16 protein-coding genes are annotated in these 13,895 nt (G+C 72.4%); 9 read left to right on the top strand and 7 right to left on the bottom strand.

The features are described from left to right. Window positions 1–86: 86 nt before the first annotated feature. The 5 genes from EDD28_RS02725 to EDD28_RS18185 form a co-directional block, all read right to left on the bottom strand. Window positions 87–614 (bottom strand): phage tail tube protein, encoded by a 528-nt coding sequence (locus tag EDD28_RS02725; RefSeq protein ID WP_123738218.1) that lies wholly within the window; start codon window positions 612–614, stop codon window positions 87–89. Between the two features lie 408 nt (window positions 615–1,022). Further along, complete coding sequence (locus tag EDD28_RS02720) at window positions 1,023–1,850, bottom strand: hypothetical protein (RefSeq protein WP_148059525.1); 828 nt, start codon at window positions 1,848–1,850, stop codon at window positions 1,023–1,025. A gap of 49 nt (window positions 1,851–1,899) precedes the next feature. Continuing rightward, window positions 1,900–2,307, bottom strand: coding sequence for a hypothetical protein (locus EDD28_RS02715; RefSeq protein WP_123738216.1), 408 nt, complete (start codon window positions 2,305–2,307; stop codon window positions 1,900–1,902). A gap of 162 nt (window positions 2,308–2,469) precedes the next feature. Beyond that, window positions 2,470–2,745: a hypothetical protein gene (locus tag EDD28_RS02710; RefSeq protein WP_123738215.1), complete on the bottom strand. Its 276-nt coding sequence runs from the start codon at window positions 2,743–2,745 to the stop codon at window positions 2,470–2,472. A 66-nt stretch (window positions 2,746–2,811) separates the two neighbouring features. Continuing rightward, window positions 2,812–2,994, bottom strand: coding sequence for a helix-turn-helix domain-containing protein (locus EDD28_RS18185; RefSeq protein ID WP_425469975.1), 183 nt, complete (start codon window positions 2,992–2,994; stop codon window positions 2,812–2,814). 127 nt (window positions 2,995–3,121) lie between these two features. Here EDD28_RS18185 and EDD28_RS02700 point away from each other — a divergent pair, with 127 nt between their 5' ends. The 3 genes from EDD28_RS02700 to EDD28_RS02690 are packed head-to-tail and all read left to right on the top strand — an operon-like array spanning window position 3,122 to window position 4,215. Then, entirely contained in the window at window positions 3,122–3,523 is a 402-nt protein-coding gene (locus EDD28_RS02700) for a helix-turn-helix domain-containing protein (RefSeq protein WP_123738213.1), read from the top strand. 9 nt (window positions 3,524–3,532) lie between these two features. After that, window positions 3,533–3,937, top strand: a complete 405-nt coding sequence (locus EDD28_RS02695) for an ImmA/IrrE family metallo-endopeptidase (protein ID WP_123738212.1) — start codon at window positions 3,533–3,535, stop codon at window positions 3,935–3,937. Further along, window positions 3,934–4,215 carry a DUF3263 domain-containing protein gene (locus EDD28_RS02690; RefSeq protein ID WP_123738211.1) on the top strand — a complete coding sequence of 94 codons (282 nt, stop codon included), beginning with the start codon at window positions 3,934–3,936 and terminating at the stop codon, window positions 4,213–4,215. Before EDD28_RS02695 ends, EDD28_RS02690 begins: the two co-directional genes overlap by 4 nt. A gap of 127 nt (window positions 4,216–4,342) precedes the next feature. Here EDD28_RS02690 and EDD28_RS02685 read toward each other — a convergent pair whose 3' ends face one another. Further along, a complete protein-coding gene (locus EDD28_RS02685) occupies window positions 4,343–4,831 on the bottom strand; it encodes an META domain-containing protein (protein ID WP_123738210.1) in 489 nt (162 codons plus the stop codon). 209 nt (window positions 4,832–5,040) lie between these two features. Next, complete coding sequence (locus tag EDD28_RS02680; protein ID WP_123738209.1) at window positions 5,041–5,913, bottom strand: SGNH/GDSL hydrolase family protein; 873 nt, start codon at window positions 5,911–5,913, stop codon at window positions 5,041–5,043. A 63-nt stretch (window positions 5,914–5,976) separates the two neighbouring features. Between EDD28_RS02680 and EDD28_RS02675 the strand changes: the two genes are divergently transcribed. From EDD28_RS02675 to groL, 6 genes are all read left to right on the top strand, one after another. After that, window positions 5,977–6,651 (top strand): uracil-DNA glycosylase, encoded by a 675-nt coding sequence (locus EDD28_RS02675; protein ID WP_123738208.1) that lies wholly within the window; start codon window positions 5,977–5,979, stop codon window positions 6,649–6,651. A gap of 162 nt (window positions 6,652–6,813) precedes the next feature. Then, a complete protein-coding gene (locus tag EDD28_RS02670; RefSeq protein ID WP_123738207.1) occupies window positions 6,814–7,122 on the top strand; it encodes a DUF3263 domain-containing protein in 309 nt (102 codons plus the stop codon). 28 nt (window positions 7,123–7,150) lie between these two features. Beyond that, the gene (locus EDD28_RS02665; RefSeq protein ID WP_123738206.1) at window positions 7,151–7,783 is read left to right on the top strand and encodes a LytR C-terminal domain-containing protein; all 633 of its coding nucleotides are present in this window, start codon (window positions 7,151–7,153) and stop codon (window positions 7,781–7,783) included. Between the two features lie 19 nt (window positions 7,784–7,802). Continuing rightward, the gene (gene mqo, locus EDD28_RS02660) at window positions 7,803–9,323 is read left to right on the top strand and encodes a malate dehydrogenase (quinone) (RefSeq protein WP_245967892.1); all 1,521 of its coding nucleotides are present in this window, start codon (window positions 7,803–7,805) and stop codon (window positions 9,321–9,323) included. Window positions 9,324–9,509: 186 nt separating this feature from the next. Next, window positions 9,510–11,687: a prolyl oligopeptidase family serine peptidase gene (locus EDD28_RS02655; protein WP_123738205.1), complete on the top strand. Its 2,178-nt coding sequence runs from the start codon at window positions 9,510–9,512 to the stop codon at window positions 11,685–11,687. A gap of 198 nt (window positions 11,688–11,885) precedes the next feature. After that, window positions 11,886–13,511, top strand: a complete 1,626-nt coding sequence (groL, locus tag EDD28_RS02650) for a chaperonin GroEL (RefSeq protein WP_123738204.1) — start codon at window positions 11,886–11,888, stop codon at window positions 13,509–13,511. Window positions 13,512–13,895: the final 384 nt, after the last annotated feature.

Raw genomic sequence — 13,895 nt, 5'->3', positions numbered from 1 at the left:
GGTGGCGGGCGGGGGCACAGGCGTCGGTCGGGGAGCCTGCCGCGCCGGAGAGCCTGTGAGTCATCCGGCGCGGCAGGGGTTCTAGATCACGGTCCGGCGGGAGCGACGACCTTGAAGCGGCGTCGACCCTTGACGGAGAGCGGGATGGTCTCCTTCGAGTAGCCGGAGCGGTCCTGCGGGACCGACGGCTCGTCGGACTCCGCCTCGTAGATCCAGCCCTCGTCGCCGATGGCCAGCGGGGTCTTGGCGGACGGGCCCGTGCGCTCGGCGTACCAGGCCCGCGCACCCTTCTCGCCGATCACGGCGTAGACCGTGTCCGTCAGGGGATCGATATGACCCGTCTCGTCGTACTGACGCAGCACCGAGAGGGTGCCGGTGAAGGTCGAGGCCCCGAAGGCGTTGCCCTCGCCCTTCTCGCACAGCGGCTGGTCGGCCACGGTGGCCGACGGTCCAGCACCCAGGTGGTAGTCCGGCTTGTTGATCTGGCCGCAGGTGTCGACCGCGTCCGCGAACGCGGACAGCGGAAGCTCGACCGTGCCGTCACCCACGTCCCAGCCAGCAGGCTTGGTGGGCAGGATGTCCAGGCGGGTGATGCCATCAGAGAGCAGCAGCATGTTCACTCCTTGTCTTCCCCGACTGGCGGGGCGTTGGTTGTCGCCGCACGTGCGGCTTTCTTCTCCCTCCGTCGCCCGATGGCGCGACGAAGAACCCCGCGCGGGATGCGTGGGGCTGAGGATGGATGGGCTCAGGGCGGGAGCCGAACTGGTGCTGGCCGGTCGCCGCTGAGCACAAGAGGGTCGCGAGAGCGCGGAGCTGGCCGCCTCGCACCTCTCCGTCATGGGAGAGCGAGCAAGGGGACGGGTGCCTGCGTCGGGGTAGGCCTGAGCTTTCCCCGGAAGGTGACGGCCCGGAGGAAAGGGCCGCCTCCGATGCCGGTCGCGCCTACGACAAAGGCCGGGGTCTCAGTTGACTCCCGGCCTTTCGTGGGTGTTGTTCAACACCATCGCTTGCAGCGTACCTGACTAGTGGGCGGAAGGCACGCGTCGCGCTCCTGCGCTCCTTTTCGCCCACTGCTCGGCCAGCTCGACCGCGTCGCTGAGCCGGTAGAGCCCCTCGTCGGCGACCGCCTCGGGGAGCCGAGCCGGTCGACCCCGGAGCTGCTGGGTCCACGACTGCACCGTCTTGATCGACACCTCGTAGCCGAGCACGACGAGCGCCGCGCGGATCTCGCTCTGGGTCATGACGAGCTTCTCGAGCACCGAGGCGACGTGGTCGCGCTGGTCGTCGAGCGTCGTCGCCTGCCCGCAGTCGGGGCAGCGCATGTCGGCGAACCCGTCGTACCGGTAGAGCGACCCCGAGCAGGGGAGACCGGAGACGTCCTCGCCGTCGCGCCGGGTCCCTTCCGGGTAGGTCATGGGGCAGTCGCCCATATAGGCGGACGGGGCCCTCCCCTCGATCGTGCGCCGGACCTTGCGCCAGTAGGTGCTGGCCCACCCGACGAACGCGAGGGCTGTCTGCTCGTCGCCCGTGGTGAAGTGACCGTGGTGTCGTGTCGCGATCTCGCGGAGCAGGGCGACTCCCGTCTGCGCGGGAGTCCACGGTCGGCCCGTGCTCCTGGGCAGCTCGTCCATGAGCACGTGGGCAAGGGAGGCCGCCTCGTTCTCGATCTCGGTCATCAGGTCGAGGACGTGGACGTCGAGCACCAGCGGCCGGCTCCTGCTGCCGGAGACGCGGTCCCCGGCCGGTTGTCTGCTCGAGCGGTGAAGACGAGCGCGGAGCGCCGGCCATGCGTCACAGATCTGGAGGAGGTCGTCGCGTGCCTGGTGGGCTTCGATTGCTGAGATGGTCATGCTGTCCTCCCGGTTCGTGGTGAGGGTGGGCGTGCCGGAGTGCGTCGTCTCAGGAGGCCCAGCCCCGGTCGATGGCGAGGGACCAGCGACGGACACCCTCCGCGTGGCTGAGCCCGGCGACGCGCAGCGCCTCGTCCCAGCCGTGCTGTTGGCGGGCCTCGACGAGCGACGCGGCCTGTTCCTCCTGCAGGTCCTGGGGAGGGATGTCGAGCGACGCGGGCGGGGTCCACGAGCTCGGCAGGTGGAGCGTGACCTGCCGCCGGTACACGCGCGTTCGTCCGACGAGCACCACGGCGACGTACGGGTTCCCCTCGCGACCGGTCACCACACCCCGGCGAACCCGCTCGCGGTCCACCCAGGTGATCGTGTCCCCGACGCGGATGTCGTCCGGGTACCGGTCACGGGTCCCCTTCGATCGACCGGAGGGGGAGAGGGCCGGCTCGGTGAGAGCGGTCATCGTTCGCCACCCCGCTCCAGGAGCGGCCCCAGGAGCGGGGGCAGGTGGGGGATGTCGCGTTCGCGGCGGGTTGGCCGGGGCTGGATCTCGGTAGGCATGGGTACTCCAGGGATGAGAAAACCCCGCGCCGCTGTGGCAGCGGGCGGGGCCGGGGTGGATGGGTCAGGCGGATCGTCTGGTCGTGATGCGTCTCCGAGCCGCGGCCGCATTCACGACGGCGCGCTCGATCGCCGCGTTCGGGAAGGCGGTCGCCGGAGTCGGGTCGGGGATCGTCCCGTCGACGCTCCAGTCGCCGGGCCGCTCGTCGAGCGCCGCCTCGTACCTGTGAGCAAGGAGCCCGGCGCAGTCACGGACTTCCTTCTCGGTGAGGATGTGTCCCTCGGCATCGGCCGCGTCGCGGACGAACGACCGCCATTCGGCGCGGGTGAAAATCGACATGGCTGTGCCTCGTCTCTCGCTGGCGCGTGGCCCGGCGGTTCGACGTCGTCCACCGAGGGACGACGATCAGGGATGCTCCGTCCTCGATCGAGCGAGGAGGTCCGATGCCGTGGTCCCGAGGGTTCGTGCCACCCGAGACAGGGCGTCGATGGTGAACGCGGTCTCTCCCGCTAGACACCGGTTCAGCGTGCCGAGACCGATGCCGGATCCGGCCGCGAGGTCCGAGAGGGAGACCCCCCGGAGGTCCATCTCCGCCAGGACCTCCGCCTGGAGCTGCTTCTCTCGAGATCTGTAGTTCATGGAGATAGTCGTAGTCCAGATGAACTAGAAGAGTCAAGTCTGGACTGAAGTCGGTTGTGCTGGCATACTCGCGGCCATGACGAACGTGACCCTTCCCGGTGTCATCACCCGCAACGTCGCCGCGGTGCTGCGAGCACGTGTCGCGCGTGTCCAGGCGACCCAGACCGAGCTGGCAGCGGTCTCAGGGGTGTCGCAGTCGCAGCTCTCCAAGATCCTGCGCGGTACCCGGGCGATCGACCTTGACGTGCTCGACCGGCTGTGCTGGACCCTCGGGCTCGACGTGGCCGACGTGCTGGCCGAGGCGGAACGCGATGCCGCCGATCTCCGCGGCCGGGGGTACCCCGACCCCATCTTTTACCGCGACGGGGGCCGCACGATCTTCGGCGGCCGATCGATGTCGGAGGGCGGTGGCACGCTCATGGCAGCGCGAGAGGATGACGACGACGCCGAGTCGGAGGCGCAGCAGGACGAGCCATAGGAGGGTCGCGTGGAGGAACTGATCTGGCTGGCGGGGGCGATGGGGATGCGAGTGGTCTTTCGCGATCTTGGCAGTCGTTCGGGGGAGGTGCACTCCACCGGCATCATCTACGTCAACCCACGCAAGACCCTGCTGACACAGCGGACGACGCTTGCTCACGAGCTCGGGCACGTCCATCACCGGCACGACTGGCGGACCAGGCACGATCGCGAGCGGGACGAGCGAGAGGCGAACCTCTGGGCGGCGCAGACGCTCATCTCGTCGCTGGAGTACAGCCTGGCCGAGCGTCTCGTGGGCAACCATGCCGGTGCGCTCGCCAAGGAGCTCGGTGTCACCGTTCAGCTGGTCACCCTGTACCAGGGGCATCACGACGGTCGTGGCCGGACGATGCGCATGGACGAAGGAGTGGCATGAGCCCGGTGCCGTCCGGCCGCGTCGTCGGATCCTCGACGGGTCTGTCCGAGCGCGAGAGGGAGATGCTCGACTTCGAGTCTCGCCCTCATCGGCTCGGCGGCGCCAAGGAGGCGGCTCTACGGGCGGAGTTCGGCGTGAACGAGACGTCCTACAACCAGGTGCTCAACGCACTCCTGGAGCGACCGGACGCCCTCGCGCACGCGCCGGTCGTCGTGAACCGGCTCCGGCGGCTCCGTGACGCGCGTGCGGCTCGCAGGCGATCAACTCCTGGGGTTTGATCTGCCCAGATCAAGCTCTCGGTCGCGGAAGGGCCGGGGCGGCAGCCGCGCGTCGAGGACGACGGCGACCGCGCCGTCGTCGAGGTGGGCCTGCGCCGCGACGGGTCGACGGAGGTTCGCGTCGGGCTCAGCCGGCGGAGGTGAAGACCAGCTCGTCGCCGTCGGACGTCCCGAGCACGAGGCTCGCGCCGTCGACCGTGCCCCGGGTGACCGTCTCCAGTCGCGTCAGGTAGGCGTGCTCGGCGTCCATGACCGCCTGCTCGCACGCCATCCGCGTGCTGGCGGCCGGGCCGAACGTGAGGTCGCCCGTCGCCTCGTCGCGGGTCACCGTCGTCATGTACGTGTTGCAGCCGCCGCTGCCGGACACCTGACCGGTCTCGGTGACCTCCAGGGTGATCGCCGGGTCGTCCGCCAGGACCCACGAGCCGGCGATGCCCGGGTCGGCGCCCTCCGCGCTCTCCGTCGCCGGCGCGTCGGTCGTGGCGCCGCTCTCGGTCGCGTCGCCGGTGGCGTCGGCGGTACCGGAGTCCCCACCCGACGCGCAGGCGGCGAGCAGGACGATGGCGGCGACGAGCGCGATGCTGGTGCGCGCCGCGCGGTGCAGGGCGGTGGTCATGGGGATCCTCCTCGGGGATCGCGGGTGGGGCTGGTCGGACCCACGCGGTGCGGACCGACGCGGGCGAGCCGCGTCGGTCGCGGTGGGCCGCGCTACCCCGGATGTGTCGGCTCGGCCGGCTCCTCTTGCACGCGCCGCTCGCCGGCGCCCCGCGCGCCCGGCGCCCAGCGCGTCCGGTGCCCCGGCCCGGCGCTCCCCGTGTGTCCCGCTCAGTCCGGCGGGTCGCCGTCGACCACCTCGACGTACTCGGGGAACTTCGGCAGGCGCTCGACCTCGGACGACGTGCCCCGGAACCGCCGCGTGGCCCAGGGATAGGCGTGGTGGCGCACCCAGGCGGCGTTGTGCGCGAGCTGCTCGCGGACGGGCAGCTGCGGCAGGTCGATCTCGGCGTCGTCCCACGCGGGGTCGTCGGCGGCGAGCCCGAGCCCGGCGAGCGCCGCCTGCGCCACCCGCTCGTGCCCCTTCGCCAGGAGGTGGATGCGGTCCTCGCTCCAGCACTCCGGGTCGCGCAGGCTGCGCATGCCCCACAGGTCGAGCACGTAGGCGCCGTGCCGCCGCGCGATCGAGCTGATGTTCGCGTTGAACAGCGCGACGCGAGAGCGGGTCGCCGACAGCATCGAGTGCGACTTCATGTCGAACCCCGTCGCGAGGAGCACGTCGATGCCCTCGGCCCGGAGCCGGACGACGGCCTCCTCGAGCTGCGCCGAGATCGAGTCGATGTCGACCGAGGCGCGCAGGATGTCGTTGCCGCCCCCGACGAACGACACGAGGTCCGGGCGCAGCGCGATCGCCGGCTCGAGCTGCTCCTCGACGATCGGGCCGAGGAGCTTGCCGCGGATCGCGAGGTTCGCGTACGACAGCGGTTCCTGTCGCCGGCGCGCCAGGTGCTGGGCGAGCAGGTCGGCCCAGCCGCGCAGCCGGAGCGTCGGGACGTCGGGGTCGTGCGGGTTGGCCGTCGCCCACGTGGACAGGTCGGGGCTGGGTACGCCGTCGGAGTCGAGGACGTCCCACAGGCCCTCCGTGAACGAGTCGCCCATCGCGACGTAGCTGCGCCACGGCGGTGTGGTCGGTGTGGTCACCATCCCCTCACGCTAACCGTCGGCGTCGTGCTGGCCCCGCGACCCGACACCTGCCAGGATCGTCGGATGCCGCAGCCGCTCGCCGAGATCATCGCTCCCGACTGGGCTGAGGCCCTCGCGCCCGTCGAGGCCCAGGTGCACGAGCTGGGGGAGTTCCTCCGCGCCGAGACCGCGGCCGGGCGCCGCTACCTGCCGGCCGGGCGCCACGTGCTCCGCGCGTTCGAGCGACCGCTCGCCGACGTCAAGGTGCTGATCGTCGGCCAGGACCCCTACCCGACCCCGGGGCACGCGATCGGGCTGTCCTTCGCGGTCGACCCCCACGTCCAGCCCGTCCCGCGCTCCCTCGCCAACATCTACCGCGAGCTCGGAACGGACCTCGGCCTGCCGACCCCGACGACCGGCGACCTCACGCCGTGGGCCGACCAGGGCGTCCTCCTGCTCAACCGCGTCCTCACCGTGCGCGCCGGGGCCGCGGGCTCGCACCGCGGCAAGGGCTGGGAGCAGGTGACGCAGCGCGCGATCGAGGCGCTGGTCGGGCGCGGCGGGCCGCTCGTCGCCGTGCTCTGGGGCCGCGACGCGCAGGGCCTCACGCCGATGCTCGGCGACGTGCCCGTGGTCGCGTCGCCGCACCCGTCGCCCCTGTCGGCGAACGCCGGGTTCTTCGGATCGCGCCCGTTCTCCCGCGCCAACGCGCTGCTCGAGCAGCAGGGCGCCTCGCCGGTCGACTGGTCGCTTCCCTGATCGGGAGGCCGGCCTCGCCCGGGGGAGACGCATAGCACGGCGGCCCCGTGTCGTCGGCGAATGACACGCGTGTGGTTCACCGCATAGGATGGGGCAGCACCGGGACCGGCTCCCGGGCGCAGCGCACGTACCGGGCGCACGAGACTCACGAGGGAGGTCGGCATGGCCACGACGGCGACGGCCGCGGTCACGGCGGCTCCGGAGAGCGCCCCCGAGGGTGGCCTCACGGAGCGCGAGCGCGAGATCCTCGAGTTCGAGACCGGCTGGTGGCGCTTCGGCGGTGCCAAGGAGGCGGCGATCTCCGAGGCGTTCGGCATGAACGCCACCCGGTACTACCAGGTGCTCAACGCGCTCATCGACCGACCCGAGGCGCTCGCGGCCCAGCCGCTCCTCGTCAAGCGCCTGCGCCGGATGCGCGCGAGCCGCCAGCAGGCGCGTTCCGCGCGTCGTCTCGGCGACGTCACGGGCTGAACCGCCCCGTCTCGGTTACCCTCGCATCGTGGCTGAGGACACCTACCCCTTCCCCGACGACGAGTTCGACGAGCTCGGACGCCAGCGCGTCCCGCAGGGGGTTCACCGTGCGCCGCGACCGTGGTGGCGCGTGTGGGGGCCGCTCATCGCGGTGGTCGTCCTCGCTCCCCTCCTCGCCTGGGGCCTGGTCCGCATCGCCGCCGGCGGCGGTGACGACGGCGCGGCTCCGACCACGCCCAGCATCACCGCGACGGACGGCACGCCGACCGACGCCGCCACCGACGGCACCGAGCCGGCCCCCGAGGAGAGCACGGGCGCCGGCGAGGGCGAGACCAGCGAGGAGCCGACCCCCGAGGAGACGGCGACCGAGCCGGAGCCCGAGCCCGTGGACCGCGCGGTCGCCGTGTCGGTGCTCAACGGCGCCAGCGTCCAGGGGCTGGCGGGCCGGACGCAGGAGAAGCTCGCCGGTCTCGGCTGGAGCAACATCACGAGCGGCAACTACCAGTCGGCGCAGCCCGAGGTGTCCACCGTGTTCTTCCGCGACGAGTCGCTGCGCGCCGCGGCCGAGGCCGTCGCGTCCGAGCTCGGGATCGCGCAGGTCAGCGAGCTGGCCGACGTCGCGTCGATCACCGTCGTGCTCCGGTCCGACTTCGCGGAGTGAGCGCGGAGTGGACCCGGCAGTGACGTCAGCACCCAGCGGCTCGCGCGTGGCCCGCGGCTCCCGTCGGCCCCGGTCGACCCGCCCGGCGACCCCGCCCGTCGACTACGTCCTCATCGGCGGCGGCATCATGTCCGCGACGCTCGCGGTCCTGCTCAGCGAGCTCGACCCGGGCGCCAGCATCCACGTCTTCGAGCGGCTGCCGGAGCCAGCGGACGAGAGCTCGAACCCCTGGCGGAACGCCGGGACGGGGCACGCGGCGCTCTGCGAGCTCAACTACACGCCGCAGCGCGCCGACGGCTCGATCGACATCACCAAGGCCGTCGCCGTCAACGAGCAGTTCCACGCCTCGCGCGAGCTGTGGGCGCACCTGGCCGGGACCGGCGCGATCGACGGCGAGGACTCCTTCCTCAGCCCGGTCCCGCACATGACGTTCGTGTCCGGCCAGGACGGCGTCGACTACCTGCGGGCTCGGTACGAGGCCCTCTCGGCCCACCCGAACTTCGCGGACATGGAGTACTCGGAGGACCTCGGCGAGATCGCCGAGTGGGCCCCGCTGCTCGCGGCCGGCCGTCCCGCCGACGGCCCCGTCGCCGCCACGCGCGTGCGCAGCGGAACCGACGTCGACTTCGGCCGTCTCACCACCGAGCTGTTCGACGCGGCCCGCGCCCGCGGGGCCACCGTCCACCTCGGCCAGGAGGTGCGCTCGATCCGCCGGTGCGGCCCGGGCTGGCGGCTCACGGTCCGGGACCGGTCCTGGCAGACCATCGGCGAGCCCCGGACGGTCGACGCGCGATTCGTGTTCGTCGGCGCCGGCGGCGGCGCGCTGCGGCTGCTCCAGGGCACGCGCATCCCGGAGATCCGCGGCTACGGCGGCTTCCCGATCGCCGGGCAGTTCCTGCGCACGTTCGACGAGGACCTCGTGGCCCGGCACCACGCCAAGGTGTACGGCCGCGCCGAGGTCGGCGCGCCGCCGATGTCGGTCCCGCACCTGGACACCCGCGTGGTCGACGGCCGCACCGCGCTCATGTTCGGCCCGTTCGCCGGCTTCTCGGTCAAGTTCCTCGTGCACGGCTCGATGTTCGACGCGCTGCGCACGGTCCGGCTGCACAACGTCCGCTCGATGCTCTCGGTGGCCCGGGACAACCTCGACCTGGTCAAGTACCTCGTCAAGGAGCTCATCGCGTCGCCGGCCGCGCGACTGCGGACGATGCGCGGCTTCTTCCCGGCAGCCACGCAGGAGCCCTGGACGCTCATCAACGCCGGCCAGCGCGTGCAGATCATCAAGCCGCACCCGACCAAGGGCGGCACCCTCGAGTTCGGCACCGAGGTCATCGCGTCGGCCGACGGGACGGTCGCCGGCCTGCTCGGCGCCTCGCCCGGTGCCTCGACGGCCGCGTTCGCGATGGCCAAGGTCATCAAGACCTGCTTCGGCGACGAGCACCCGGAGTGGGTCGAGCGGCTGCACGAGATCATGCCGAGCCTCGTGGTGGCCGGCGACGACAAGCGCAAGGACCCCGCCAAGCCCGCCGGGCCGGTCTAGCCCGGTCCGCTCGGTCGGCCGCCAGGGTGTCCGCTCTCCGCGGATCCGTCCCGGCGTCATCGTGCTCCACACGGCGTGTCCAGTGCGACGCGCCGCATCGGTCGGGGTGGCGGGTGCGACGATCCGCGGAGAGCGGACGGGGCCTCGAGCCAGCGCCGGCTGCGACCGCTGGCCTAGGGTCGAGGGGTGAAGCCCGAGCACCTCGACCTCCTGCGCATCCCCGGCCGTCCCGCGGTGAGCCCGGACGGCGCCCTCGCCGTCGTCGCCGTCTCCCGGCCCGACCTCGACGCCGACGCCTACCGCTCCCGGCTCTGGCGACTCGACCTCGCCGAGCCCGGCGCCCCGGCGCTCGCGCTGACCGCGGGCCCGCGCGACAGCGAGCCGGTCGTCTCGCCCGACGGCCGCTGGATCGCGTTCCTGCGCGCCGGCGAGTCGGGACCCGCGCAGCTCGCGGTGCTCGACGTGCGCGGCGGCGAGCCCGTCGTGCTCACGAGCCACCAGCTCGGCGTCTCCGGCCGCCCCGCCTGGTCGCCCGACTCCGGCCGGATCGCCTACGTGGCGCGTGTCCCGGAGGAGGGCCGCTACGGCACGACCGACGGGGTCGGTCCCGACGCCGAGCCCGCGCGCCACATCACCACCTTCACCTACCGTCACGACGGCATCGGCTTCACCGAGGGCCGCCCCGCCCACGTGTTCGTCGTCGACGTCCCGCTCCCGGCCGCACCCACCGCGCCGCCGGCCACGCCCAGGGCACCGCTCCGCCTCACCGGTGGCGACACCCCGGAGGCCGGTCCGTCCTTCGCCGACGTGACGTGGACGCCCGCCGGCGACGCCCTGCTCGTGCGCCGGGGGCGGGACGACGCGCTCGTCACGGACCTCGTCCGGCTCGCGCTGCCCGAGGTCGCGGAGATCGAGCGGGCCACCGACGGCACCGCCGACGACTCGCGCACCGCTGACGACTCCGACGCCGCAGCTCACCGCCGCGGTCTGCCCGTCCCGGTCCGGCAGGAGGTCGTCGCCCTCGACGCGCTCACGCCGTTCACGCGGGACGGCGTCGCAGACGGCCTCACGGTCGACGCGCTCGCGGTCGCGCCCGACCCCGACCAGGCGATGCTGCTCCACCTCCTCGTGCGCGACCTCGGGGCTGACGGCCTCGACTACGTCGGCCGCAACCCCGCCCTCGTCCGCGCCCGCCTGGTCGGCACCGGGCTCGTCGACGCCGAGCGGCTGACGGACCCCGAGGTCGACGACCTGCTCGGCGGCGTCGGGGCCGGGGCGTTCGAGACCACGGCCGACGGGGGCGCGCTGCTGCGCCGGACCCGGCGCGGTCGCACGGAGCTGGTCCGCGTGAGCGGTGACGGCGGCGTCGACGTCGTCCACCCCGGCAGCGTGACGGGCGCGGCGTCGCTGCCGGACGGCCGCGTCATCGCGAGCGTGACGCTGCCGGACAGCCCCGGCGAGGTGGTGCAGATCGAGCCGGCGACGCTCGACGCCGGCGGCGTCGACGGTCTCACCGCGCTGACCGACCTGGCGGCGCCGCTGCGCGACGCCGTCGGCGGCGAGCTCCGGCTCCCGGTCGAGCTCGACGGTGCGAGTGCGCCGGACGGCACGCCCGTGCACGGCTGGCTGGTGACGCCCGACCCCGAGGAGTTCGGCGCCGGGCCGTACCCGACGCTGCTCATGATCCACGGCGGGCCGTACGCGGCCTACGAGGACGTGTTCTTCGACGAGGTCGCGGTGGCGGCGGGCGCCGGCTACGCCGTCGTCTACGGCAACCTGCGGGGGTCGGCGGGCTACGGCAGCTCGCACGGGCGCGCGATCCTCGGCGGTTTCGGGACGGTGGACGCCGACGACGTCCTCGCCCTGCTGGACCACGCCCTGGCGACGCACCCGGAGCTCGACGCCGACCGCGTCGGCGTCATGGGCGGCTCCTACGGCGGCTACCTCACGGCGTGGCTGACGACCCGGCCCGACGCGGCCGAGCGGTTCCGCGGGGCGATCGTCGAGCGCGGGTTCCTCGACCCGGTCAGCTTCGAGGGGTCGAGCGACATCGGCTGGTTCTTCGGGCTGCGCTACGTCGGTGAGGACCCCGAGCTGGTCGCGGCGCAGAGCCCGATGGCGCGCATCGGTCAGGTCGTGACCCCGACGCTGGTCGTCCACTCCGAGCAGGACTGGCGCTGCCCGGTGGAGCAGGGGCAGCGCTGGTACGTGGGGCTGCGCCGGCGGGGTGTCCCGGCCGAGCTGCTGCTGTTCCCGGGGGAGGGGCACGAGCTGTCCCGCTCGGGTCGTCCGAAGCACCGGCGGCAGCGGTTCGAGGCCGTGCTCGACTGGTGGGAGCGTCACCTGCCCCGCCCGCGGGCCTAGCCGGTCGACGGGGGAGCGCTGCTTGCACTCTCGGTGCGAGAGTGCCAAAATCTCAGTTAGCACTCTCGCATCGAGAGTGACAACTGTGACCAGGGTGGCGAGGTCACGCGGCGGTCGGGACAGGCCCGGCCGGTGCGGGGCCGTCCGTCGCGGGCGTCGCCCGGTCCGTTCGAATCTCACCAGGAGGATCGCAGCCACATGGCCAAGATCATTGCCTTCGACGAGGAGGCCCGCCGCGGGATGGAGCGTGGCCTCAACCGCCTCGCCGACACCGTCAAGGTCACGCTCGGCCCGAAGGGTCGCAACGTCGTTCTCGAGAAGAAGTGGGGCGCCCCCACGATCACGAACGACGGCGTCTCCATCGCCAAGGAGATCGAGCTGGAGGAGCCGTTCGAGAAGATCGGCGCCGAGCTCGTCAAGGAGGTCGCCAAGAAGACGGACGACATCGCGGGTGACGGCACCACGACCGCCACCGTGCTCGCCCAGGCGCTCGTTCGCGAGGGTCTGCGCAACGTCGCCGCCGGCGCCAACCCCATCGCCCTCAAGCGGGGCATCGACAAGGCCGTCGCGGCCGTCACCGAGGCGCTGCGCGAGCAGGCCAAGGAGGTCGAGACGCAGGAGCAGGTCGCCGCGACCGCCGCGATCTCCGCGAACGACGTCGAGATCGGCGAGAAGATCGCCGAGGCGATCTTCAAGGTCGGCAAGGAGGGCGTCATCTCGGTCGAGGAGTCCAACGCCCTCGGCATCGAGCTCGAGTTCACCGAGGGCATGCGCTTCGACAAGGGCTACCTCTCGGCGTACTTCGTCACCGACCAGGAGCGTCAGGAGGCCGTCCTCGACGACCCGTTCATCCTGCTCGTCGAGTCGAAGATCTCCTCGGTCAAGGACCTGCTGCCGCTGCTGGAGAAGGTCATCCAGTCCGGCAAGCCGCTCCTCATCATCGCCGAGGACGTCGACTCCGAGGCGCTCGCCACCCTCGTGGTGAACAAGATCCGCGGCATCTTCAAGTCCGTCGCCGTCAAGGCCCCGGGCTTCGGCGACCGCCGCAAGGCGATGCTGCAGGACATGGCCATCCTCACGGGCGGCCAGGTCATCTCCGAGACCGTCGGTCTCACGCTCGAGAACGCCGACCTGTCGGTGCTCGGCCAGGCGCGCAAGGTCGTCGTCTCCAAGGACGAGACCACGATCGTCGAGGGTGCCGGGGACAAGGAGCTCCTCGACGGCCGGATCAACCAGATCCGCGCCGAGATCGAGAACTCCGACTCCGACTACGACCGCGAGAAGCTCCAGGAGCGCCTCGCGAAGCTGGCCGGTGGCGTCGCCCTCATCAAGGCGGGTGCCGCGACGGAGGTCGAGCTCAAGGAGCGCAAGCACCGCATCGAGGACGCCGTCCGCAACGCCAAGGCCGCGGTCGAGGAGGGCATCGTCGCCGGTGGTGGCGTCGCGCTCATCCAGGCCGGCAAGGAGGCCCTCGCGGGCCTCGAGCTCGTCGGTGACGAGGCGACGGGCGCCAAGATCGTCGAGGTCGCCATCGACGCCCCGCTCAAGCAGATCGCCGAGAACGCCGGTCTCGAGGGCGGCGTCGTGGCCGAGAAGGTCCGCAACCTCCCGGCCGGGCACGGCCTCAACGCCGCGACCGGCGTGTACGAGGACCTGCTCGCCGCGGGCGTCAACGACCCGGTCAAGGTGACCCGCTCGGCGCTGCAGAACGCCGCGTCGATCGCCGGTCTCTTCCTCACGACCGAGGCCGTCGTCGCCGACAAGCCGGAGAAGGCTCCGGCCGTCCCGGCCGGCGGCGACGAGATGGGCGGCATGGGCTTCTGATCGAGGCCTAGGCGCTCAGCCTTCCGCATCACCGCAGCGGCGGGCGGTCCACCCTCGGGTGGGCCGCCCGCCGCTCGGCTTTTCCCGACGCGTCGCGCACGCTCCGCTGCTCCGCCGCCCCCCGTCTGCGCCGCTCCGACGCGGCGCTCGGCCGCCCGCCGCAACTCGCGCCCGCAATCGTTGCAACACGCCCCCCTCGACACGCCGACGCTGTGACCCCCTTCACACTCCCGCAGTCACAAATCAGCGCTAATCGTCCTCACGTTGATGCAACTTCGCTGCAAGTCTTGCGCAACGTCCCATGCCTTGGGACGATGGTGACCTCGCGGGGCGCCAGTGCAGGCGTCACCGCGGAACCCCCGCAGCCGACGAACGGATCGTCCC

It is taken from the genome of Salana multivorans (assembly GCF_003751805.1).
Classification (GTDB): Bacteria; Actinomycetota; Actinomycetes; order Actinomycetales; family Beutenbergiaceae; genus Salana; species Salana multivorans.
This window is presented reverse-complemented; position numbering and strand designations above follow the sequence as displayed.